Origin of the sequence: Longibacter salinarum (genome assembly GCF_002554795.1) — a bacterium.
GTDB lineage: Bacteria > Bacteroidota > Rhodothermia > Rhodothermales > Salinibacteraceae > Longibacter > Longibacter salinarum.
The window spans coordinates 481,303-505,686 of sequence record NZ_PDEQ01000001.1 but is presented as its reverse complement, the minus strand read 5'-3'; the positions used below and the strand labels follow the sequence as shown (position 1 = coordinate 505,686).

At 58.1% G+C, this 24,384-nt stretch carries 14 protein-coding genes and 1 pseudogene; 12 read left to right on the top strand and 3 right to left on the bottom strand.

Features of this window, described 5'->3' with window-relative positions; all coding sequences use genetic code 11:
* The first annotated feature begins 3 nt into the window (after positions 1-3).
* The 5 genes from rpsO (at position 4) to scpB (ending at position 6,161) form a co-directional block, all read left to right on the top strand.
* Complete coding sequence (gene rpsO, locus CRI94_RS02070) at positions 4-270, top strand: 30S ribosomal protein S15 (RefSeq protein ID WP_098073993.1); 267 nt, start codon at positions 4-6, stop codon at positions 268-270.
* Positions 271-624: 354 nt separating this feature from the next.
* The gene (gene pnp / locus CRI94_RS02065; protein WP_098073992.1) at positions 625-2,766 is read left to right on the top strand and encodes a polyribonucleotide nucleotidyltransferase; all 2,142 of its coding nucleotides are present in this window, start codon (positions 625-627) and stop codon (positions 2,764-2,766) included.
* 204 nt (positions 2,767-2,970) lie between these two features.
* On the top strand, positions 2,971-3,972 hold the full coding sequence (gene galE / locus CRI94_RS02060; RefSeq protein ID WP_098073991.1) for a UDP-glucose 4-epimerase GalE: 1,002 nt from the start codon (positions 2,971-2,973) through the stop codon (positions 3,970-3,972).
* A 70-nt stretch (positions 3,973-4,042) separates the two neighbouring features.
* Positions 4,043-4,912: a segregation and condensation protein A gene (locus CRI94_RS02055; RefSeq protein WP_098073990.1), complete on the top strand. Its 870-nt coding sequence runs from the start codon at positions 4,043-4,045 to the stop codon at positions 4,910-4,912.
* Positions 4,913-4,961: 49 nt separating this feature from the next.
* Positions 4,962-6,161, top strand: coding sequence for an SMC-Scp complex subunit ScpB (gene scpB / locus CRI94_RS02050; RefSeq protein WP_245846037.1), 1,200 nt, complete (start codon positions 4,962-4,964; stop codon positions 6,159-6,161).
* Positions 6,162-7,024: 863 nt separating this feature from the next.
* On the opposite strand, the gene CRI94_RS18130 is transcribed toward scpB, so the two are convergent.
* From CRI94_RS18130 to CRI94_RS17865, 3 genes and pseudogenes are all read right to left on the bottom strand, one after another.
* Positions 7,025-7,663 carry a BACON domain-containing protein gene (locus CRI94_RS18130; RefSeq protein WP_425437363.1) on the bottom strand — a complete coding sequence of 213 codons (639 nt, stop codon included), beginning with the start codon at positions 7,661-7,663 and terminating at the stop codon, positions 7,025-7,027.
* A 159-nt stretch (positions 7,664-7,822) separates the two neighbouring features.
* Positions 7,823-8,107: a transposase gene (locus tag CRI94_RS02035; protein ID WP_098073987.1), complete on the bottom strand. Its 285-nt coding sequence runs from the start codon at positions 8,105-8,107 to the stop codon at positions 7,823-7,825.
* 176 nt (positions 8,108-8,283) lie between these two features.
* A pseudogene (locus CRI94_RS17865) lies at positions 8,284-9,060 on the bottom strand (transposase).
* Between the two features lie 677 nt (positions 9,061-9,737).
* Between CRI94_RS17865 and CRI94_RS02020 the strand changes: the two are divergent.
* The 7 genes from CRI94_RS02020 (at position 9,738) to CRI94_RS01985 (ending at position 24,374) form a co-directional block, all read left to right on the top strand.
* On the top strand, positions 9,738-12,107 hold the full coding sequence (locus CRI94_RS02020) for an ABC transporter permease (RefSeq protein ID WP_098073984.1): 2,370 nt from the start codon (positions 9,738-9,740) through the stop codon (positions 12,105-12,107).
* 1,360 nt (positions 12,108-13,467) lie between these two features.
* Positions 13,468-14,220, top strand: a complete 753-nt coding sequence (locus tag CRI94_RS02010) for an ABC transporter ATP-binding protein (protein ID WP_098073982.1) — start codon at positions 13,468-13,470, stop codon at positions 14,218-14,220.
* Between the two features lie 157 nt (positions 14,221-14,377).
* Positions 14,378-15,136, top strand: a complete 759-nt coding sequence (locus CRI94_RS02005) for a pseudouridine synthase (RefSeq protein WP_098073981.1) — start codon at positions 14,378-14,380, stop codon at positions 15,134-15,136.
* A 9-nt stretch (positions 15,137-15,145) separates the two neighbouring features.
* Positions 15,146-16,696 (top strand): IMP dehydrogenase, encoded by a 1,551-nt coding sequence (guaB, locus tag CRI94_RS02000; RefSeq protein WP_098073980.1) that lies wholly within the window; start codon positions 15,146-15,148, stop codon positions 16,694-16,696.
* 108 nt (positions 16,697-16,804) lie between these two features.
* The gene (locus CRI94_RS01995) at positions 16,805-17,866 is read left to right on the top strand and encodes a M24 family metallopeptidase (protein WP_245846035.1); all 1,062 of its coding nucleotides are present in this window, start codon (positions 16,805-16,807) and stop codon (positions 17,864-17,866) included.
* A gap of 129 nt (positions 17,867-17,995) precedes the next feature.
* On the top strand, positions 17,996-22,312 hold the full coding sequence (locus tag CRI94_RS01990) for a S8 family serine peptidase (RefSeq protein WP_179862115.1): 4,317 nt from the start codon (positions 17,996-17,998) through the stop codon (positions 22,310-22,312).
* A 109-nt stretch (positions 22,313-22,421) separates the two neighbouring features.
* Positions 22,422-24,374: a methyltransferase domain-containing protein gene (locus CRI94_RS01985; RefSeq protein ID WP_098073977.1), complete on the top strand. Its 1,953-nt coding sequence runs from the start codon at positions 22,422-22,424 to the stop codon at positions 24,372-24,374.
* Positions 24,375-24,384 lie beyond the last annotated feature (10 nt).

Here is a 24,384-nt window from a genome sequence, read left to right as displayed (position 1 = left end):
CGTATGATTACGAAGGAAGAGAAGCAGCAGTTGGTCAATGAGTTCGGGAATAACCCGGACGACACCGGAACCCCCGAGGTGCAGATTGCCATCTTCAGCAAGCGCATTGAGCGGCTGACGGACCACCTGAAGAACCACCCCAAGGACTTTTCGACGCGTCACGGGCTTCTGAAGCTCGTCGGTAAGCGTCGTCGTCTTCTGAATTACCTCCAGGCCGAGGATATCGAGCGATACCGCTCGATTATCTCCGAGCTTGGTCTTCGGAAGTAAGAAGTGTACGGCCTGCGGCGTCTTCCTTCGGGAAGGGGCCGCTTGCTGTTTCAGGCGTTTGGATGAGGTAAGACGGGTCGGTTTCACCTGGTTCGCTTCTTGATCGAGTTCGAACGCCCACGGCCTCGCGCACGCGCTGCTGAGCCAGAGACGGTTCGCAGTTCACGAGTGCACCGAGGCCGGGTACAGGCCCCACCCCGATGTGGATGTCACAGCACAGAAGCTCGAGAGCGGGGTTGTGCCCTTGTTGTTGCGTCCTCGCACGTGAGGGGACGCCTTTCGCGAGAGGCCTTCAAGTAGAGGCCGGTGAATCGCGATCGATCGATATTTTGTTGAGAACGAGAACAGACGAACATGCCTTTAGAAGCAACGACCCGTGAGATTCAGTTCGCGCCGGGCAAGTCGATGAGCCTCGAGACGGGCAAGATTGCCCGCCAGGCGAATGGTAGCGTCGTCGTCCGCATGGGCGATACGATGGTGCTGTCGACGGCTACTCTGAGCGATAGCGTCCGCGAGGGATCTAACTTTTTCCCGCTCACGGTCGACTACCGTGAGAAATTTGCCGCCGGTGGTAAGGTGCCGGGCGGTTTCATCAAGCGTGAGGGACGTCCGACCGACAAGGAAACCCTCACCGCGCGTCTCGTTGACCGCGCGATCCGCCCGCTTTTCCCGGACGGCTTCTACCACGACGTTCACCTGGTGAACTTTGTGATCTCTGCCGGCAAGGAATACGATGCCGACATTCTCGCCGGCGTCGGATCCTCGGCGGCACTCGCCCTTTCCGGGGCCCCGTTTCAGGGACCGATCGCGGAGGTTCGCGTCGGACGCGTCGATGGCGAGTTGATCGTCAACCCGACGCTCGAAGAAACGAAAGCGTCCGATCTCAACCTGCTCGTCGCAGGGAAGATGGACTCGCTCGTCATGGTCGAGGGCGAAGCCCACGAGATCAGCGAGGAGACGATGATCGACGCGCTCGACACCGCGCACGCGTCCATCAAGAAGCTCGTCGAAGGCCAGAACGCCCTCGTGCAGGACTTTGGCCAGCCGGAGTCGTTTGAATGGCAGCCAGACGTCGTCCCGCAGGAGTTGGTCGACAAAGTCGGCGAGCAGTTCGGACAGCGTGTGGCCGACCATATCCGCAAGCCGTACGACAAGAAGTCGTTCTACGGTGGGCTGGATGTGATCAAAGACGAAGCCGTCGAAAGCATGCTCGGTGACGAGAAGGAGACGGCCGAAGGCTACACCCGCGGCGACATTCGTGACGCCGTCGGCAAGGTCCAGAAGAAGGAGATGCGGACGATGATCCTCGACGATCAGCGCCGGATCGACGGTCGTGGATACGACGATATCCGCGAGCTCAACACCGAAGCCGGCCTGCTTCCGCGGGTTCACGGTTCGGCCCTCTTCACGCGTGGCGAGACGCAGGTGCTCGGCTCCGTAACGCTCGGTACGTCGAAAGACGTCCAGCCGGTCGATGAGGTCTTCACCGACGTCGACAAGAGCTTCTTCCTGCACTATCGCTTCCCGCCGTTCTCCGTTGGTGAAGCCGGGTTCCTCCGCGGACCCAAACGCCGCGAGATCGGACACGGTATGCTGGCCGAGCGCGCGCTCAGCCCGGTCATACCGGACCAGAACGACTTCCCGTACACCATCCGCGTGAATGCGGAGGTCACGGAGTCGAACGGTTCCTCGTCGATGGCGAGCGTTTGCGCGGGTAGCCTTGCGCTGATGGATGCCGGTGTGCCGCTCAAGAAGCCGGTGGCCGGTATCGCCATGGGCCTCGTGAAGCGCGGCGACAAGACCGCTATCCTGACCGACATCCTCGGCCAGGAGGACCATCTCGGTGATATGGACTTCAAGATCACCGGTACGCGGGACGGAATCACCGCCTGCCAGATGGACATCAAGATCGCTGGTCTCGACCGCGACGTGATGCTGACGGCGCTGAAGAAAGCACGCCAGGCACACGCGCACATCCTGGAGCACATGGAGTCGACGCTCGACGAGGCCCGCACGGACCTCTCGCCGTACGCTCCGCGCCTGACCAAGCTCACGATCGATCCTGAACACATCGGCGCCGTGATCGGGCCGGGTGGTAAGGTCGTGAAGAGCATTCAGAAAGAGACCAACACAGACGTCACCGTCGACGAAGAAGACGGCGTGGGTCTCGTGACGATTGCCGCGACGAACCAGGAAGATGCGGAAGCCGCAATCGAGCGGATCAAGCAGATCGTCGCTGTACCCGAAGAGGGCGAAGACTACGTTGGCACGGTGAAGACCATCCGTGACTTCGGCGCCTTCATCGAAATCATGCCCGAGAAGACGGGACTGCTGCACGTCTCGGAAATCTCGCATGAGTACGTGGAGAACGTCGAAGACCACCTCAAGGTGGGCGACAAGGTGAAAGTGCACCTTCTGGAGGTTCGCGACGACGGCAAGCTCCGCCTGACACGGAAACCGTTCCTGTCGAAGGACAACGGCAAAGACCAGGAGTAACCTTGCCTCCGGCACGTGCTGGATCGTAAGATGCAGTACTGCGGCGAGACGCAGCCTTCGGGCCGGTGTCTCGCCGCTTTTTTATGTTCGCTGTGCCATTCAAGTGAATTCGGCCGTCGGCATTGACCCTTCTCCACGCATCGTGCACGTTGTAACGTTCGTTCGGAAAAGGCTTTTTATGACCATTCCCAACTCAGTTCTCGTATGAGCACCCTTGTTACCGGTGGAGCCGGATATATCGGGAGTACCGTCGTTCGTGAGTTGATCCGGCAGGGCGAAGACGTTGTCGTCTTCGATAACTTGTCCCAGGGCCACCGCAAGGCCGTGCATCAAGACGCGACATTGGTCGTGGGCGACCTTGCAGACGCCGGTGCGGTGGACTCCGTCTTCCGAACGTACGACATCGATGCGATCATGCACTTCGCCTCGCATACGCTCGTCGGGGAGTCGATGGAGGAGCCGTTCCTGTATCTGGATACCAACATCCGGTGCGGACTTAACCTCATGCGTGCGGCCGTCGAGCACGACGCCGATCGGTTCATTCTCTCGTCTACGGCGAACCTGTTCGGTTTGCCGGATGAGATGCCGATAACAGAAGAGACATCGATCGACCCGGGCAGTCCGTACGGAGAGTCGAAGCGTATCCTCGAGCGCTACCTGCACTGGCTCGACCGGACGCGGGGGATGACCTTCGCCGCCCTCCGCTACTTCAATGCGGCCGGCGCGGCAGGACCGGATCATGGGGAGGATCACGATCCGGAGACGCATCTGATCCCGATCGTGCTCGAGGTCGCCCTCGGTCAGCGCGATGAAATCGTCATTTTTGGCGATGACTACGACACGCCCGACGGTACGTGCGTCCGTGATTACATCCACGTTCGGGACCTGGCGCAGGCTCACATTCTCGCTCTCCGAGCTCTGAAGGACGGCAAGAGCCGCGTGTACAATCTCGGCAATGGAAATGGATACAGCGTGCGTGAGGTGATCGAAACCGCGCGCGAGGTGACCGGTCGAGAGATTCCGGCGCGGGTGGGAGACCGCCGCCCGGGGGACCCCGCGACACTCATTGCCGATGCACAGCGGATTCGCGACGAGCTGGGCTGGGACCCGCAGTTTCCGACGTTGTCGGACATCATTTCTACGGCATGGGATTGGCACGTGAAGCACCCGGACGGCTACGCCTCCGTGAGCGAGCGCCCGTCCTGACACCTCCTCACGTGCGCCCGAGGATCCGGCGCACGTATCGCAACGCTCCCTGAAGTGACGGTAGCTGCCCATGTATCGCGTTTCCCTGCAGCAGTTCGAAGGTCCGATGGACCTGCTGCTGTTCTTCATCCGACGGGATGAGCTCGACATTTACGACATCCCGATCGCCCAGATCGCGGACGAGTACCTCGCGTACGTGCGTCTGCTCGAAGAAATCGACCTGGACGGGGTCGCGGACTTCATCTACATGGCTGCGCTCTTGATCAACATCAAGGCGCGGATGCTGCTTCCGACGGAGACGACGGACGAGGACGGCGAGGTCGTTGATCCCCGGCGAGAACTCGTGGAGCGGCTGCTTGAATACGTTCGCTTCAAAGAAGCCTCGGACCAGCTAGCCGAGCGACGTGAAACGGTCAGCGACATGTATCCGCGCGGGGAGGCGGCGAGCGACCGAGACGAAATCCAGGACTCGCACGACGTCGATGTCGACAACTCGGTGTACGACCTCGTGAAAGCTCTCGGTCAGATGCTACAGCAGGCCGAGGAAGAGGAAGAGGTGGTGCACGAGGTCGAGCCGCTCCGGTATTCGATCGAGGGGCAGCAGGAGTACGTGCTCGAACGGTTGATGTCCGAGCCCCGCGTGCCGTTCAGTGAGCTGTGTGAGGGGCGCTCGAAGCCGTTCATCATCGCCACATTTCTTGCGACGCTTGAGCTTGCCCGTCAGCAGTATCTGTACGTTGAGATTCATACGGAAGACGCGATTGACTTCACCCTTGTCGAGCGCGACGAGCAGCCGTTGATCGAAGACGACCCCGGTGTTGAGATCCCGGACGGGGTGCAGGTTGCGGACGACGACGCATCGTCGACGTCAGATGAATCCGAGAGATCGAAGGCGCCGGGCGACACTGCCATTGGCGGCGATGGCGCCATGACCGGCTGACCCGAAGCACAGACGCACGAACTGGTATTACCGTTATTGCAAAGAAAAAGTGACCAATCCCATTACAAACGGAAGCGCCGAAAACACAGACAACGCAAACGACGCACCTGAATCTGAGTCCAGTCCTGTAATGTCGCCGGGGCCTGAAGCCAGTGCTATCGACGAACCCGTGACAGGAGAGGAAGAAAGCGTCGACAACCCTGGCCGGGAGACCACGGATAAACCGGAAGCACAGTCCCCAGCACCGGAATCTGCGGATTCGGAAGAAAACGGGGCCGAGGATGGAGAGACGGTCTCCGATCCGGAATCAGAGGAAGAGTCTGACAGCGACGGCCCACCGGAAGACGATCGCGATCACACCGTGCCCGGCGCCCGACTCGACCCCGAGGCCCTGGAGGAGATCGACATCGATCCTCGCCTGATGAAGGCGGCGGAATCCATGATTTTCGCTGCTGATGAGCCGGTTCCTCCGCACCGTATCGGCGAGATCTTTGCCGAGGTGACCGGTCGTATGCAGCCAGACATTGCCACGGTCGAAGCGCACGTCCGCGCCCTGAATCAGGAATACCAGTCGACCGGTCGTCCGCTCGTGATCCATGAGTGGTCCGGTGGCTACCGCATTACGACTCGCCCCGAAATGTCGCCGTTCGTCAAGGCGCTGGTCGTGGGCGAGCAGGAGACGTCGCTGTCTCGATCGCTGCTGGAGACGCTTGCGGTTCTGGCGTACCGGCAGCCCGTCACGCGTCCGGAGGTCGACTTCGTCCGCGGCGTAAACTCCGACTACGCGATTCGCAAGCTGCTGGACCTCGGGCTGGCCGACGTCAAGGGGCGGAGCGAGTCGCTCGGCCGGCCGCTGCTTTACGGAACCACGGATCGGTTTCTGGAGCAGTTCGGGCTCAACACGCTCGAGGACCTGCCGACGCTTCGGGAAATCGAAGATCTTCTCGACGATCCGAACTTCGACGAAGAGCGGTCACAGCTCCTGCAACTCGATACCGAGAAAGAGATCACCGACCGGGAGACGGCCAAAGAGGTGCTTTCCGAGGCTCGTGAGATGGTCCAGAAAGGCGAGCTGGACGCAGACGACTTCATCGACAACGAAGAAGCGTCCGACGAGGTCAGCTCGTCCGAAGAAGGAGTTGAGGCGGAGAACGAGACACCAGAGGATGCGGGCGACCGTGCGGATGGAAATGTAACTGCTGATGGTGTCCCGTCGGATGTAGAATCGGGCGACCGAGAATCGGCGTAGCGGTGTGAAAGCGCCCGACTCGCACGAGGAGTTCAAGATCATACTATCTGTTAGCTTCAAGGGGGAGATTGCGTCCGAAGAAAGAGACGACCTGAGCGGCAATGTGAACCTTGAAGCTTCGGACTACCAAGAGCCTGTGGAGAATGACATTCCGGCTATTCCGGATAATATCGAGAGCTGTCACGACACGGATCTATCCAATTCAGATTCGGCAGGCTAATGTGTTTGTCGTCGGGACATGTCTAAATGCTTAAGTATTGCTTTGTGTTATCATCTCCCTCACCCCCGGGTATGGATTATGGCTCTATGGGCTGGGTCACGAAACGGATATAGACTCGTTTTTATGCAATAAACATGGATGCGATACGCAGGACGAACTATCGCATGAACTCGGCCACCTTGACGGTGATCTCGTCTTTGCCATCGGAGACTTCTAGGATGTCCATAATCTTGACAGCGAATATGGATGTCGGATCAGCAGTCGGTCGGACGAAGAGAACTTCGTCGATGCCGAGTGCGATTGCGGATGAGAGCCATGCCCTCACGCCAGCGGGTGCAGACTCAGCGGTCTAAGGGTCGTAAAACGTGACTTGGTTTGCATCTGGACCCTTGATCAAGTGGCTCGCTTTTGTAGGTGCAAACTCCCAGTCGGGTCCGTTGTAGCGGTCAGTCGACGTGAAGTATACCCATGGACTCGGACCTACCGAGACCGACGAATTCGCTTCGTCAGAAAACATCAGCGGTTCGTCTCGACCCGGGAGGAATAGGTGAGTGAGGTTTCAGGATCCTCCAAGCGTCTCTTTTAGAACATATCTGTAGTGAGAGACAGTCTTCGTCACAGCAATGGACGAAATCTGTCCTCCTCATCGAATGTCAATCTGGTTGCTATTATCAGAGCCGTATGGTAACAGTGATTCGTCCACTGTAAATGACATCGACATCGACGCGGTGACTGAGGTGGAATCCGATTGGTGCACGGTTATCCACTTGGGCTTGTGTTGAATCGTCCATGGAATCTCGTGGCCATACTCGGATTCGATCGTTAAACTATCCGACCGTCTCAGTTCGTCCAAGTGAAAGGATGTGGTGCTGAGGTGGAGGAGGGGGCGTGGAACCTCTTTTGTCACCCTGACGGTGTCCTTCTTCTCGCCCGAAGTTAGAATCAATGGTTCGGAAGCGACAGTTCCTCCCACTATTTGGGTCGTATCAACGCGCAGAGATAGTTGGTCTCTGCCTCTCACGACTCCGTTGTCTGGGGCAACATGCAACCAGTTGGGTCGTTCTGCGACACTCCAAGAAAGGGAGTCGGAGTTGTAGAGAACAAGAGTTAGTCTTGCTTCGGTAGTGTATTCGTCGAACGTCACCGTTGATGAGCTTAGCTCAAGAGAGGGATCAGGTCCGGACTTTGTTTCCGATCCTACGATATCACATCCACCGAATAGCAAAAGAGCTGATAAGAGTACAAGAGTCGAAGATATTTCTCGCCCACGCAACGGATTCATAGTACTTTCTATACAGTAGTCGTCAAATAGAGTACTATAAAACTTCATATTATTATGTACACACGATCTATATCCTATTAGACTGTATATTCGTAATCAACTACGCAAAAAATATAAAGTCTCGCATGTTGTGCATTGCGTTCTGATAAGATCGTCGGATTATGCGGTGTGAAGGAGCGGCGTTGCGGTCGGGTCAGGCTCGGCCTCGGCTTGCACGGCCTGTGCACGCTCCCAGGCGAAGAAGTCATCCATGGTGAGATGGCGGCACCTGGTGGACCACTCCTCGTTCTGCTCCGCGCAGCGAGACCCGATCAGACGACGCGCTGCATCCATCGTCGGGGAGATGCGGACCATGCGTTCTCGACGTCGAATCTCCTCGATCAAACGATCGAACATGTTTGTGGTCCGAAGGCGGCAGCGGTGCTTGGGCGGAAGCGCTAGCATCGCGGTGGCGTCATCGAAGCCCGTTTTCAGTACGTCCGTTGCGGTATCGCCTTCGCCTTCGAGCGTCTCGATCGTTGCGTGCAGGGTCTAACGGGCAGGCGCTGGCGCCGAGGCGGTAAGAATGGGGGCCAGCTGGTTGTGCATCCGGTCGGTGAGTGGAGGCGGCGTCTGCACGATCACGTTGCGCCGGAAGTGCACCTGGCGATCAGACCGGGGAACGATGCATTTACCGCCAGGCGGAGGCCGTCATGGGCGTCACTGGTGGCCACGCGAACGCCGGAGAGCCCTCGCGCCTTGAGCCTCTCGATGAACCGGTGCCAGCCGCCTTCGGTCTTGCTGTAGGACAGATGCAGCCTGAGGAGTTCTCGCTGTCGATCCGTCCCGATGTCGACGCCAATCACGACGGTGGTGGCTCGCACCGCGTCTTCGTGACGGACCTCGATCTGCAGTGCATCGAAAAGCACGAACGGGTACGGCTACCCGTCGAGCGGGCGCTGCGCCCAGGCGTCGACCTGCTCATCTAGCCCATCAAAGAGGCGCGATACCGTCGACTGTGTAAACTTGCAGTCGCAGAGCTCGGTGGTGATCTTCTTGACGCGGCGAGTGGAGACGGCCTGAGTACATCTCATGAGATCTAGGTTCACCATCTGCATCAGCGCAAGGACCAGCGCTTTCTCGCATCGCTGATACGATGTCTTGAACGTCCCTCTCTTAGTCGCGAGCCACCTCCAAGTCGAGCATCCCGAGGCGTGCGGTGAGTTGCTGCGTGTACGAGCCGTTCCGGTAGCCGGTGCGGAGTTTGGTCTGCTCGTACACGCGGCGCGCAGGTGCTCACTCATTTCCGCGTCCAGGACCTGGTTCAGGATTGGCCCGAGCAGCGCCGACAGGCCCTGATCGCTTTGGAGAAGGTCTTGGATCGTGTTGTTGTCGATTGTAATCTCAAAGGTGGCCATCGCAATCATGTCGGTTGGGGTGGATTGGTCTCTCTTCCAACCTGGCAGAACGCGATGGCTTTTTCTAGTCGCCACCCGGATGACACAATATTAAGGACTCAACCGATAGCTGTATGTAATCCGAACATTCAATGTATAAAAAGCTGGACAAAGTGTTAAGTATTATAGCATATCTATGCTACGGTGCAGGTGAGGAGTATACCTTGCTGATGTTGAATGCACTCGGAGAGAAGCAACAATGTCGGTCGATACTTTGTGAAGCGCTGCACGGAGACTGCTTCGTTCACAAAACTGGGTCTACATCACACTACTAGGCGTGGCACGATGGCCATGTGTTTTTCGTTGTGAGAGAAGGTAAAGGTGGGCCTAAAAGGACGTCCGCACCCATATAAATAAAGATATGCCTAGGCATATCTCATGCATAGTGTGTCTAAGGTGTATCTAAAAATTGATGTAATAGATGAATTTCATATATAAATTATGCTTATCAATTTGTACAAATTACAATATTAACCTTAAGATGTTAGTAGTGATAACTACTGATAGGCCTATGTCTGTTGACCGAAGAAGTCGCCCAGTTGTCCGCAGAACGATAGTGTACGGGCGCCAAGTTCTTGACTTCGCCTTGGGTTATAAGGATTTAATAGCGTTCTTCCTCAATCTAAAACCGCCACCACATGCTCCGTAACTATTTCAAGATTGCACTGCGTACTCTTTGTCGTCGGAAAAGCTATGCCGCGATAAACGTCGGAGGATTTGCCGTAGGCCTTGCGTCCGTTATTCTTATCGGGCTGTGGATACAAGATGAGCTCTCGTATGACTCGTTTCACGAGAGCAGCGACCGGACATATCGCGTATTGCGCCAGTTTGACCTTCCAGAGATTGAGGCTACAATACCAGCCACCCCGTCGGCGCTTGCGCCGGCTATTGAAGGAAGTGTGCGAGGAATCGAGCAGGTCGTTTCGACTGTTGGCGCTGCGGACGCGCAAGCGGTGGTTTATCATGAAAGCGCCAAGTTTATAGAAAAGGGTGTGTTTTACGCCGGCGAGGGGTTCTTGGATGTGTTTACTTTTCCACTGAAGAGGGGCGAGAGTATGCTCGAACGACCTGGAACGGTTTTGCTGACAGAGTCGATGGCGGAAAAGTACTTTCCAAATCAGACAGCTATCGGGGAAATGTTGATGATTGACGAACGGTCGCTAGAAGTGACTGGTGTTCTTAGCGATGTCCCCTCAAATTCGAGCTTGTCATTCGACTTCCTCGTATCTCTGAAAACCATCAATAACGACGCAACCTGGTTTGCCAATGATTACATCACATACGTCCAACTGCAAGACGGTGTGTCCAAGCAAGAGGTAGAACAGCGAGTAATTGATGTGGTGTCGAACGCTTTTCCTCGTCCGGAAGAGGCGAAAGGGAGCGCGTTCATCCCGCACCTACAGCCGCTTACCGGGATCCATCTTGGTCAGGGAGTTCCGGTAACGGTCATGTCAATGCCCGGGGGATCTCAAAGCGACATTCTGTATGTCTGGCTATTTGGAGGCCTTGCTGTATTTGTTCTTATTCTCGCCTGCATCAACTTTACAAATCTTGCCACGGCTAGGTCGAGCGAGCGAGCTAATGAGGTCGGAGTCAGAAAGGCCCTGGGTGCACGTCGCGAACAGCTCGCGGGGCAGTTTCTTGGTGAGGCGTTTGTGATGAGTGGAGCCGCTACGATACTAGCGGTGCTTATAGCATGGGCCGGAATGCCATTCTTAAATGCTATCAGCGGAAAAGACGTGTCGCTGTGGTCGGTCCTCGGAGCCGGATGGGTCTTTGCCCTGCCGGTCCTTGCAGTGATCGTCGGATTTGCTGCGGGCGTCCTACCAGCCTGTGTGTTGAGCCGGTTCGAAACCACAGATGTGCTACAGGGGACTTATACCAAGGGCCAGAGCGGCCGTCGATTTCGGCAAGGACTGGTAATATTTCAATTTGCGGTAACGATCGCGGTTCTTGCGGGCGCCGCGGTTATCCATCAGCAATTAGACTTCATGCGAGGTGCAGGGCTTGGGTTTGAGGAAGAGAACGTTCTGGTTGTTGAGAATACCGATATGCTGGGTGATCAGATCAGCGCCTTTATGCAGGAATTAGAGCGGCTTCCCGGGGTGACAGGAGAGGCTGCGTCGAGTTACGCGATGCCCGGTGATTTCTTTTGGAATGGCATCGTGGAGGCATCTGACCCTGACATGGACAGCCAGAATGTAAACTATACATCAGTGGGCTGGAATTATACCGATGCTCTCGGTATCTCGATGGTAGAGGGTCGCTCGTTCTCGCCGGAGCGAACGGATTCCTCAGCGATACTCATTAACCGCGCCGCGGCCCACAGTTTTGGCTGGACACCCGAACAGGCGGTTGGGAAAAGTCTCGCCATATCGGGGGGAGCCACAATCATTGGCGTAACGGAAAATTACCACTACGAGTCGCTTCATGAAAAAATATATCCGCTCGTCTTAAGGCCGCCAACCCGTGCGCAGAAACGTGTTGCAGTTCGCCTGTCCGGGACCGAAGTGCCGTCGACAATCGCGTCCGTGCGCGATTTGTGGGAAGAGTTCTCCGGGCTTTCTTTTGAGTACGACTTCCTCGCGAGTAGTCTAGCTGCACAGTACCATGCGGAGGCGCGCGTAGCCAAGATCTTCGCTGCGGCAGCTTTTCTCGCTATAGTCGTTGCGTGCCTCGGGCTGCTGGGGCTGGCGGCGTTCACGGCCGAACGCCGGAAGAAGGAAATCGGAATACGAAAGGCGCTAGGTGCGTCGGTACAGTCGATTGTTGCATTGCTATCGAAAGATTTCATTGCACTGGTTATTCTAGGCTTCGCTATTGCCGTCCCGGTGGCTTGGTACGGGATGGACCGATGGCTCGACAGTTTTGCATACCGGACGGAGCCGGGCCCGCTCGTTTTCATCGCTGTGGGTATCCTCGCCCTTCTCGTGGCACTGACAACAGTGAGTTGGCAGGCATTCGATGCTGCTCGGTCGTCTCCTAGGGACGCGCTTCAGGATAAATAGACAGTTTCCCGACCGATCTTGATGAGGCTCATTTCTACCTCGTCAAATGCATCGCTGATCGGTAGGAGACGGCTATTATCTTAGTAACTCTCCTACTCTTGGTCGTGGGTGCCGGCATAAGGCTGAACGTTCTTCCGAGGACGTTTGACTACATGGGTTTAAACATGCAGTTGTCTAAAAGCTGGCGTAGAAAAGTAAATTTAGTGAGCTCGACCACCGTACGCGACGACAGTGAAAGTGCTGGATGCGCGATGATACAGATCGTGAAATCACTCGCGATCTCCGTACACAACCAACACGCTCAGAGATGCCAGACATCACCTCCCTCACAACCATTCTCCACTGGACGCTGTGCTGGCACCGGACGCGGGTGACTTTCATGGAGCGCTTCGACCTGGCATCGCTCCAACTGATGACGAATCTACGCCGGATCGCCGTGTCGCGAAAGACCGGGGTCCAGGAGGCTGGCCTCCACCCACCACCGGATTCGCCGTTTCCTCGCCGACTAGGATGGTCGTCTACCCGCGCCATCGACGCTGCTCGTCCGTCTAGTGCCCCAGGAGCCGCCCTACATAATGGTCTTGGACCGAATCGAGTGGTGCTTCGGGCAAGGTGCTCATGATTGGCATTGCTTTTCGAGGTATCGCATTTCTTGTGGCATGGCCAACGCTGGCGAAGAGGGGAAGCTAGCTCTGGGTCCGAAAAACAAATCGAGGTCCTGAAGACGGCGCTCAGCGCCATTGCATCCACTGACGTGGAGTCCGTGACGTCCGGCCGCGAGTTTGTCCCTGTGCCGTGGCTGCGCCGACTTCAGACTGCGTCGATCCCGTTGCTGATTCGTCTGTGCGCCAATCGCCGTCTGCGTCTTGACGAGGAGGGCCTCGGGCTTTGAGCGAAGATGTACGCTCGAGGGCTCGACGGAACCGACGATGCGTCGGTTCCGGACCAGATCATGGTGCGTCAAGCGAGCACCGACATTAAGCCTCTCAAGGTCCGCTTTCTCCTGTTGGCGTCTACGTGCAGCCCGGCAATCGATCGGCGTCACTAGGAGGTGGAGACCCTGTTCGCTGCATTGAAGTCCCGCGGACTTGACCTGGAGGCGACCGCTTTTACCAACCCGGATCGCAACCGGCGACTGATTGGGCTATTAGTGATGGCCTTTGGGTGGAGTCATCTGGTCGGTGAGAAACGGGCCTAAACGCCGAAAGCGCAGCCTAAAAAGGCCCCTGGACGCCGGAGGCGGAGCTTCTTTCGATGGGAGATTGACTGGATGCAGGACCTGCTCACTAGGCCCAAACGACAAAAGGCTGCGTTTGAGGCGTGTCTGCAGGCGCTTGGCACTTCCGCTGAATTATAGGATCTGGACTCCAGTCTGACTATTCGATTCGAGCGGGTTAACTTCGAGTACGAGCAGGGGCAGCTGGTTCTCAAAGAGATTGATTTTGAGGTCCGTCCGGGGGAGACAGTCGCTCTTGTGGGGCCGAGCGGCTCCGGAAAGACAACGTTGATGAATCTCATTCCACGGTTCTTCGACCCTACGTCGGGGCGGGTTCTGGTCGGGGGATATGATATACGAGACGTGCGGAAGAACTCCCTTCGTAAGCAGATCAGTGTCGTGTCACAGGAAGCGCGTCTCCATGCCACGTCGATCGGAGAGAACATTCGATATGGTCGCCTCAACGCGTCCGACGAAGAAGTTCGAAATGCCGCTCGTGCTGCAAACGCTCATGGATTCATTTCTGAATTCGAAGAGGGGTACGACACTCCTGCGGGTGAAGCGGGTGTGCGGCTTAGTGGAGGACAGCGACAGCGCATTGCGGTCGCCCGCGCATTACTCAAAAATGCGCACATCCTTTTGCTAGACGAGGCTACGGCGTCTCTCGACTCACAGTCCGAGGCGTGGATTCAAGATTCGTTCGACCAGCTATCGAACAGTTGTACTACCTTCATCATCAGTCATCGCCTGGCAACGATTCGAGATGTCGACCGCATCCTCGTGATTCAGGCTGGACGTCTGGTTCAGGAGGGCACCCATGCAGAATTAGTCGTTAAAGATGGATTATATCGAACGATGGCCTCACATCAGTTCCGAGAAGTGAAGGTCACCGGATGAGTATAGAAACAGACTTATAGGAGAACCTCTATGCGAATGAACAAGGCCGGCGACAAAACCCTGTGAACTCACGAAACGTGCGGCACAAGTTAGCCCGTGGGCGTACAAGAACTAATAACAAGCCGACGCCACTGAACACCCGAACCACGGTTCGCTGATGGGAAACCCGCACACATCGTCCGAAAAGGACGGCATGCGCATCAATAAGTACATCTCGCATGCGGGCGTCTGCTCACGCCGAGATGCGGACAAGCTGGTCGAACAGGGTCGGGTTCGGTTGAACGGGGAGGTCGTAACCGAGCACGGGACCCGCGTCTACCCGGGCCAGACCGTCGAGGTGGATGGCGACCGGATTTCACTCAAGGACTTCGACTACATCCTTCTGAACAAGCCGAAGGATACGATCAGCACGACGGACGACCCGAAGGGGCGGAAGACCGTGCTCGAAGCCGCCGGCATTTCGTCGGACAACCCGAAGGGCATGTTTCCCGTCGGTCGGCTTGACCGCAACACGACCGGTGTGTTGCTGCTGACGAATGATGGCGACCTGGCGCATCGTTTGATGCATCCCAGCTACGAGATCGCGAAGATCTATTTCGTTCGCACCCGCGAGCCGGTTAAACCCCACGAACTCGACGAGCTTCAGTCGGGTGTTGAGCTCGAGGATGGACTGGCCGCTGCCGATCGGGTCACCTACATCGATCAGCGGTTGAACAAAACCGACGTGGCCCTGGAGATCCACGAAGGTCGAAATCGGCAGGTGCGGCGCATGTTCGAGAAACTCGGTCATGACATCGTACAGCTCGATCGCCCGAAGTACGCGGGTCTCACCGCTGGCAAACTGGATCGGGGGCGGTGGCGTCGGTTGCGTCCCCACGAAGTACGCTCGCTCCGCAAACGCGTTAACCTCAAGTAATCGAACCCCATGGAGATCAATCATACTTCGCCCCCGGAGACCTCGTCTGATGCCGATGCCCTCAGCGCGGCGTTCGATCGTAAGATCAAGGGGGAAGGGCTGACGTACGACGACGTCCTGCTCGTCCCGCGCCGCTCGTCCGTGATGCCGCGCGAGGTATCTACGTCCAGCCAACTGACGAAGAACATCGAGCTGAACGTGCCGATTCTGTCGGCCGCAATGGATACAGTGACGGAGGCGGACCTGGCGATCGCCATGGCACGCGAGGGCGGCTGCGGCGTTCTGCACAAAAACATGTCGATCGAGCACCAGGCCGCCGAGGTGCGGCGCGTGAAGCGGTCGGAGAGCGGGATGATCCTCGACCCGATTACGATTTCGCCGCATGATACGGTCGGCGACGCGCGTCGGATGATGTCGCACTATTCCATTGGCGGCATTCCGGTCGTGGACGAGCAGAAGAAACTCGTCGGCATCGTGACGAACCGGGACGTCCGGTTCGAGCTGCAGAATGAGACGCCAATCCATCGGATGATGACGTCGGACGATCTTATCACCGCGCCGGTCGGCACCACGCTCGACGAAGCCGTGCAGATCCTTCAGCGGCATAAGATTGAGAAGCTGCCAGTCGTCGATGAGGAAGGATATCTGAAAGGCCTGATTACGTTCAAAGACATTCGGAAGCGCCGCAAGCATCCGAATGCCTGCAAAGACGAACATGGCCGCCTCCGGGTTGGTGCTGCCGTCGGCGTTACGGAAGACGTCATCGAGCGCGTCGCGGCTCTCGTCGAGGTCGGGGTCGACTTCATCACGATCGACACCGCTCACGGCCACTCGGAGGGCGTCCTGGAAACGGTTGCCAAGATTGCCGATCGATTCGAGGAAGAAGTCGGAATTGTCGCCGGCAATGTCGCGACGGCATCTGGAACGCTCGACCTCATCGAAGCGGGTGTTGACGCCGTGAAGGTCGGCATTGGCCCCGGCTCGATCTGCACGACACGAGTCGTTGCGGGCGTTGGCGTGCCGCAGTTATCGGCCATCATGGAGTGCGCCTCCGCAGCGCGTGAACACAACGTACCGATTATTGCGGACGGTGGCATCAAGCAGACTGGCGATATTCCAAAGGCGCTCGCCGCAGGTGCCAATTGCGTTATGATCGGTGGCCTGTTCGCCAGCGTGGAAGAGAGCCCCGGGGAGACGATCATTTACGAGGGGCGGAAATACAAGAGCTATCGCGGCATGGGCTCCGTGAGCGCGATGGAAGCCGGAAGCAAGGATCGCTACTTCCAGGACGTTGAGGACGACCTGAAGAAACTCGTTCCGGAAGGTATCGAGGGGCGTGTACCGTACAGCGGAACGCTCAGTGAAGTGATTCACCAGATGTCGGGTGGTCTCCGCGCAGCGATGGGCTACTGTGGTTGCGAAACGGTAGACGATCTATACGATCACGCTTCGTTCGTCCGGACGACAGCCGCGGGCGTCCGCGAAAGCCATCCCCACGACATTCAGATCACGAAGGAGTCGCCGAATTACTACTCAGGCCGCTCCTCGAAGTCTAGCTAATCGAGTTGGGCGAGGCCCATGTGGATGCCGGGACTGCGAAGGTGGTCCCGGCATTTTCTATAGAGCGGCATTCGTTGAAAAGGATACTCCGTTATTGCAATGAGGCATTTGCCCAAAGTAAAAAGGCGACTCCACGACCTTGAGGTAGACGCCGTTCTCGTCAACTTTGCGCCAGACGTTCGGTGGAGCAGTGGTTTTACCGGGTCAAACGGGCTTCTCGTCGTCACAACGGACGCCGCACACCTCATCACGGATGGTCGCTATCGGGACCAGGCAGAGAACGAGGTCCCGGATGACGTCATGGTTCACATCTCGTCGAATGGGCTCGATGCCTATCTGGCGGAGAGCGACCTGCTTGCGGGCTGCCGACGTGTGGCTTTTCAGGCCGATCACGTTACGGTGAGTCGGCGATCGGACTGGGATGAACGTTTCGACGGCGTCGAATTCGTACCGGTCGACCAGATGCTTACCAACCAGGCCGGTGTAAAGTCGGAGGATGAGGTCGAGGCGATTGCTGCTGCGCAGCGCCTGACCGATGGCGTCTTTAAGGATCTCCTGCACCTGATCCAACCCGGGATGACGGAGAAAGAGGTGGCAGCGGAAATCGTCTATCGCCATATGAAGGGCGGGGCGGAGAAAATGTCGTTCGATCCAATCGTCGCCTCGGGGCCGAATGGTGCATTGCCCCACGCCCGCCCGACGGATCGCGTTCTGCAGAAGGGGGAACTCGTCGTGATCGACATGGGCTGCTTCCTCAACGGGTATGCATCCGACATGACGCGGACAATCGCGATCGGCGCTCCGGACGAGGAGATGAAGCAAGCGTATGCAGCGGTACTTGAGGCTCAAGAGGCGGCGCTTCAAGTGGCGCGATCGGGTATGCAGGCGAGCGAACTCGACGCCGTTGCACGGGATGTTCTCGCCTCGCACGATCTTGCAGATGCGTTTACCCACAGTCTGGGTCACGGACTTGGACTTCAGATTCACGAATGGCCACGCGTTTCCCGCAACAGCGATTCGGAGCTTTCTGAGGGAGTGGTCATCACCATCGAGCCCGGTGTTTACATACCGGGGAGGTTCGGCATTCGCATTGAGGATATCGTCGTGATTGAAGAGGAGGGATGTCGAAATCTTACCACCTCGCCGAAGGACCTGAAGCAGATCGAGTAGAAAGCCGAAAGCCGCAGGTACCGTCAGGACGACCGCACGCACCAAATGGCAGAGACGGCGTCGGTTGCGCCCGTGCCTCGACGGCGGTTACCTTGTAGCACATCACTGATCAGTAAGTGCCGTTATTGCATGAAGCGCACTCTTCTTTTCCTGCTTATCTTTATCCCATGTACGGCGGTTGCCCAGCCCGCGGAACTGATCGTTCGCCTTGAGCCTGGAGCAGCATCGCTGCAGCAGGCCCTGGAGGGCGCAAAGTCGGGGCAGTCTGAAGCCCCCGACCTTTTCGATGGCGTATCTGCGGCCAAACCGGTTTTCGCTCAGTCCGCCAGAAAGGCTCGGGGTGGTGCGATCCCGGCGTACGTTCTTGCCGTGGCGGACTCGTCGCGTTTGCGTACGTTGAGATCAGCGTGGGCCTCGCGGTCTGACGTTCGATATGTTCAAGAGAACGTGTCGTTCTCGATCGAAACCAGCTCTGAACGCTACAGGCGTTTCAGTGACTCCGACAACGCGTTCGCTGACAGCCTTGACCACCTGGACGTCATTCGAGCGCGAGAGGCTCAAGACATAACCCGGGGCAACGCGGACGTTCGCATCGGCATTATAGATACCGGGGTCGACCTGGACCACCCGGACTTAGAGGGACAAGCGTACATCAACGCTGCTGAGGACATCAACGGAAACGGTCGATTCGATTCGGGAGACCTGAACGGGGTAGATGACGACGGAAACGGTTTTGTCGATGACGTGGTGGGATACGACTTTGTCGATCGACCTGGACTTGACCTGGTTGGGGAATACGAGGATCGAGATCCGGATCCGCGACCGGATACGACAGCGGGCATTTCTGGGCACGGCACGTTCGTCGCGGGCATCACGTCCGGCGTGCCGGCCAACGCACAGCAAGGGGGCGTGCTCGGTGTCGCACCGGGAGCTCGGTTTGTTTCGCTTCGTGCGTTCGGAGCGGATGGACGGGGGCAGACCGATGATATCGCCGCGGCCATCGTGTATGCCGCGAATCAGCGGTTCGAAGTCGTCAACCTGTCATTCGGACGTGATCGACCGGCTCCCCTGATCGAGGAAGCCGTCCGCTATGCCGCCGATCGAGGCGTTGTCGTCGTTGCCTCTGCGGGAAACCAGGCGACGGACGACGCCCACTATCCGTCTGATTACCCGGACGCGATCTCGGTGATGTGGCTGGCAGAGGACGGAACGGGGCTGCCGGACCGGTTCAGTCAGAGCCAGTACGGGATCGGAGTGGACATTGGAGCGCCGGGCTCGAATGTGTTCACGACGCGATACCCGGGAATGGACGTGGATCGCGATACGCTCGAAGCGGATGACCTGTACGGCCCAGTGAGCGGTTCGTCGTTTGCCGCCCCGCAGGTCGCGGGCGCGGTTGCGCTACTTCGATCGCTCGATCCCACTTTGGATCCAGCATCCGTCCGGTCGATCATCACGGACACGGCGACCGATCTGCAGGAGCCCGGCTGGAATCACGTCACGGCTGCGGGCCGACTTGACGTGCTCCGCGCGCTTCAAGAAGCGATTCCTGCCGCTGTAGAGATCACATCGCCGGAGTTCAATGGTGGCGTGTCTGGCGCAACCCCTGTTGCAATCACCGGATCCGCGGTTAATCCGGGGTTTTCGTCCTATAGCCTGTACATTGCGGAGGGTACATCGGCCTTTGACGATCGCTTCGATCCATGGGAGCCCATCACGGAGACGCCGATCGAGACACCCGTTATCAACGACACGCTTGCCGTGTGGGATGTCGCAGCGCTTTCGCCTTCACAGTACCCTGACGGCGAGTACACCCTGCGGCTGGTTGTGCAGAAGCGAGACGGCTCGACGGTAGAAGACCGCCGCCGCATCTACATCGACCGAACACCGCCGAATATAAACGTCCGTTCCGCCATGGGCGGCCTCATTTCCGGGGAATACGGCGTTCTCGCGGATGTAGAGACCGACGACGTGACGCAGATTGACATGCGCGTCGTGCTGAATGGTCAGTCGACAACCGCGGAAAGCGAATACGAGGTTCGGCGTCACAGTCTGCGCGCAATCGATCCGACCGGACAGGGCGGTCGTGCAGAGGTAATCATTTCTGCAACGAATACGGCTGGACTCGTCACGGCAGATACCGTGGAGGTTGACGTGCCGCCACGCAGGTTCAACTCCAGTCTCTTCAACGTGTCCTCGACATCCGTTTCCGCGGGGCGAGTTTTGCCTCAGGCAACCGACTTCGATGAAGACGGGCTGCTCGAGGTTGTTGTCAACCAGCGGAAGCAAGGCGGCATTTCAGACACCCTTCGATTCTTCGAGTGGGCGGGATCGGATTTCCTTCCTGCGGATACGCTCGTTGCTTCCGTCATTCCCCGCGATCTCGGGGATCCCGATGCCGACGGCTTGCAGGATCTGCTGACGCAGGTGGTTGCGGTGACGTTGATGCTCGAGCAGCCAGACCAGACGTCGGTGCCGTCGCAACTTGCTTTTATCGATACGACGGGCCTCGATGGAGACTCCGAGACGAAGAACGATCTCATCGGCACGCTCCTGACGGACATCGACCGGGATGGAAAGGGCGAAATTGTGGGGCATAACGGTCAGCAATGGCGATTTCTGGAGGCGTCAGGGGGAGACTATATCGAGACCTTTCGCCTTGACAATCCGACAAGTGCAGCGTCCGTCGACTCGGCGGCTCTCGCCAACCGCTTCGGCCCGGCCATCGCAGCGGACGGTGACTTCGACGGGGACGGCCGCACGGACTTCCTTGTCGGCGATCGGGACGGGGATTTGATCGTGTACGAAGCTGTAGCAGACGACTCGATGCGCGTCGCCTGGATGGACGAAACCGATTACGTCGACGCCGGCGACCGAATGGCGACGGGCGACTTTGATGGCGATGGACAGACGGATTTCGCTACCTTTCGGCAAAACTATCCGCTGACCCTTCCGAACGGCGAGGTCGAGCCGAGTATTGGGCTCTACCAGTTCTGGAGTGCCGCAGGCGACGATGAGTACGCGGTGAGAGGCGAGATTCCCATTGCCGGCGAGGTCGCGCCTGACGGTGGAATTGAGAGCTTTGACTACGACGGCGATGGCCGCGACGAGATCGCCATTAGCCATCCGCCAGAGCTTTTCATCGCAGACTTCGACATCAACGGCGGCTGGAGGGTGGTGTATCACAATGACGGGACCTCCGCCGCTGGCAAGATCTTGAGCGCGAGCATGGTCTCGGGTGATTTCAACGGTAACGGGTCACCGGAACTGCTTGTCTCAACGAGTCGGCCTGTGATGCAGCGGTTCGAATTCGACGCGGCCTCCGCGCAATACCCGCCGCCATCCTGGATTACGGCTCGGCCGGATGATGCCTCGTCGATCCTTCTACGGTGGAAGGCACCGGGCGCAGACTCCGTGACCGTTTTTGATGGACCGGAGGGCACCTCGCTTTCGCGTGCGTTGAGCACGACCGACTCCACAGTTACGCTTGCCCGGTCGAATCCGCGGGAGGTGGCGCTGCAGGCCTGGTACAACGGATCCACGTCGCCGCTTTCAAATCGGCGTACGATTCGACCTCATGATCCCGCGACGGTGGCCAGCATCGATCCTGTGAGTCCGACGACGATCGAACTCGTGTTCACCGAACCGCTCGCCACGTCGACTCGCGCTGAACAGTTTGACTTCGAAGGCGAGCATCCGGTCGGTCTCACGTTTGGTCGAAACGAAGCGGCGGTCGTCCTTCGCTTTGCGGCTCGGCCGAGCACGGCATCCGGTACACTTCAGTGGGACGGCGTTGTCGACCGGTCGGGCTTGGCCGTGTCCCAGACCAGCGCGACCGTTACGTTCCCAAAGCAGGCGGAGGCGGGGTTCATCGTCACCGACTGGACCGTCCTCGATCAGCGGCGCGTCGAAATTCTCTTTTCGCAACCCGTGCAACCGGACGACGCACGAGATCTCGCCAAATACACCGTACAGCCCGATCCGGGGACGGTCGCTAGCGTCGCGTTCGACGACTCGACCCCAAACCGCGTCGTCGTCACGGTCGATGGGACGGTGATCGGGGCGAACGGGCAGAGAACGCAGCTTCGGCTCGGTGATCTCACGTCGACCTCCGGGGAGACTCTGGCGGAGAAGAGCCGTGGGATTCGGCTTTCGGAGCCGGCGGATAATCTGGACGACGTCTTCGTTTATCCTAATCCATACCGTGCGTCGCAGCATGGTAATGCGCTTACGATAGCCGGGCTGCCATCACAGAGCACGATTCGCGTCTATTCCACGGACGGACGGCTCGTGCGTGTGCTGTCAAAGGAACGCTCGCTAACCGGTGGACGCGAGTGGGACCTGCGGGATTCGCGGGGAGAGAAGGTGCCAGCAGGGATCTACATCTTCCGCGTCGAATCTCCTTCCGATGAGCCCGTCGTCCGGCGTGCTGCGGTCATTCGCTGAGGTTCACGAGACTGCGTAACGAAACGAGCCGTTGGGACACTGAACGACGGCTCGTCATTTTCTCAAATCGTCGATCACGCGAATCGTGGCATCTCCGGTACGGTCTTCTTTGCGCACAATCGATCCCGTGGCGGTGCCGGTGTGGCTCGGTCTGATTGGGGTCGCTGTTTGTGCACCGATTCCGGAAGCGCGCGGACTCTTTGTGGCTATTGCGATCGCCACGACGGCGGGAACGGTCTGGCTCTGGAAGCGGAATCAACTCACGACCTCGCATGTCCTAGTCGGGGCCATTGTGGCGAGAATCGCGTTTCTCCCACTCACCCCAGGTCTGACAGACGATACGTTTCGGTACATCTGGGATGGATGGTTACAACTCGAAGGCATCAACCCATATCGATTTGTCCCGTCCGATGCGGTTAAGTCGGCTGACGTCGGAGGCTGGCTCGCGCAGAACGACTTGGTCGAGCGTCTGAATTCTCCGTCGTTCTACAGCGTATACCCGCCCATCTCGCAGATGGTGTTTGCCGCAGGCGCATGGGTGGACTCGATTTTTGGCGGGCCAGGGTCGTGGAAACAGAGTTTCTACACAATCAAAATCCTTTTCGCGACCCTCGAGGTGGGGGCGTTGTTACTGCTGTCGCGCCTTGTCACCGCGCGCCGCCTGATTCTGTACGCCTGGAGTCCGCTCGTCGTGCTCGAAACAGCGGGGCAGGGGCATACAGAAGCCGCACTGGTTTTCTTCCTCGTTGCAGCAGTGTGGGCCGTGCGCACGTCGCGACCTGCGATCGCGTCGTGTGCCGTCGTCGGCGCGACGCTCGTCAAGCTGTATCCCGTCTTTCTGTTTCCGCTTCTACTCCGGCGGTTCGGTTGGAAACGCCTGGTCCCGGGCGTTGCCGTGGGCAGCGTTCTGTGCGCGCCATACGTCGCCTGGTACGTGCTACCGAACGTCATGAGCTCGCTCGATCTGTATGTCCAGCTATTCGAGTTCTTTGCCGGCCCGTATCTTGGCGCGAAGCAGATTCTTTTGAACCTGACGGGAATCGATTACAGCAAGACGCTCGGCCCGATCTTTAGCACGCTCTTTCTTGCTACGCTGCCGGTCATTTACGCTGTCGATGCGCGTCGTCACCTCGACTTTCGAACGGCGGCGCTCTGGATTCTCGGCGGGTTTCTCGTCTTCAGCACGACCGTTCATCCGTGGTACCTGCTTGCGGTCCTTCCGCTGGTTGTTTTCGACCGGACCGGTGCACAGAGAGGTGTAATGCCCGTATGGGGCTGGATCTGGCTCAGTGCAGCCGCTCTGGGTACGTACACATTTTACGTGGGCGGTCCGTACTGGGTCTGGGTCGTTGCCGGCTGGAGTGGAGCCGCAGGATTGTGGATCTGGCAGGCAAAAGCAGATATCTCAAGCATCTTCGACCACCTGCTTCAGAGTCTCCAGATCCGACGAGCCGCCGCAAAGGCGAACCGTGTCCGCCCGTGGCTTTCCGCTGGGGATGGATCGCATCACGGGGGACGGTGGAAACTGCTCGATCTGGGGGCAGGAGAAGGCTATGTCGGCCGCATACTGCAACGGGGAGACATGATCCGCAGTGGCGAATCAGGAATCCCATGGGACGTGCAGTTATGTGACGTGATCGACCTGAATCGGACGGAGTTGCCCCACGACACGTACGATGGCGTACGATTACCGTATGAGGAGAACGCCTTCGATGCGACGATTCTCTATTTCGTGCTCCACCACTGCGAACATGCCGAGGCGGTTCTACGCGAAGCGCTCCGTGTCACGAGTGGACGCGTTATTGTCGTCGAAAGCGTGGTGACGAATCCGGTTCAGCATCGTTTTCTTGAGGCGGCGGATCGTTTCGTGAACCGGCTGCGATCGAACGGGGAAATGACGCTGCAGGAGGAGCATCTTTCGTTTCGTTCGACGGACGAGTGGAAAAACGTCGCGCGCCGATGCGGGGCATCCGTCGAACATTGCGAGACCTCGACAGGAATCGTGCACCCACAGGCCTTGCTTGTGCTCGAACCGATGGAGGAAGGTCTGCCTGTCGCGTGAGGCATCTTTC

What these genes read in the sequence shown, in the direction of transcription:
- CRI94_RS01990 (WP_179862115.1), top strand. Translation starts at nt 17,996, where the DNA reads ATGAAGCGCACTCTTCTTTTCCTGCTTATCTTTATCCCATGTACGGCG.
- pnp (WP_098073992.1), top strand. Translation starts at nt 625, where the DNA reads ATGCCTTTAGAAGCAACGACCCGTGAGATTCAGTTCGCGCCGGGCAAG.
- CRI94_RS02055 (WP_098073990.1), top strand. Translation starts at nt 4,043, where the DNA reads ATGTATCGCGTTTCCCTGCAGCAGTTCGAAGGTCCGATGGACCTGCTG.
- guaB (WP_098073980.1), top strand. Translation starts at nt 15,146, where the DNA reads ATGGAGATCAATCATACTTCGCCCCCGGAGACCTCGTCTGATGCCGAT.
- CRI94_RS02005 (WP_098073981.1), top strand. Translation starts at nt 14,378, where the DNA reads ATGGGAAACCCGCACACATCGTCCGAAAAGGACGGCATGCGCATCAAT.
- CRI94_RS02020 (WP_098073984.1), top strand. Translation starts at nt 9,738, where the DNA reads ATGCTCCGTAACTATTTCAAGATTGCACTGCGTACTCTTTGTCGTCGG.
- galE (WP_098073991.1), top strand. Translation starts at nt 2,971, where the DNA reads ATGAGCACCCTTGTTACCGGTGGAGCCGGATATATCGGGAGTACCGTC.
- CRI94_RS02035 (WP_098073987.1), bottom strand. Translation starts at nt 8,107, where the DNA reads ATGCTAGCGCTTCCGCCCAAGCACCGCTGCCGCCTTCGGACCACAAAC.
- CRI94_RS18130 (WP_425437363.1), bottom strand. Translation starts at nt 7,663, where the DNA reads ATGAATCCGTTGCGTGGGCGAGAAATATCTTCGACTCTTGTACTCTTA.
- rpsO (WP_098073993.1), top strand. Translation starts at nt 4, where the DNA reads ATGATTACGAAGGAAGAGAAGCAGCAGTTGGTCAATGAGTTCGGGAAT.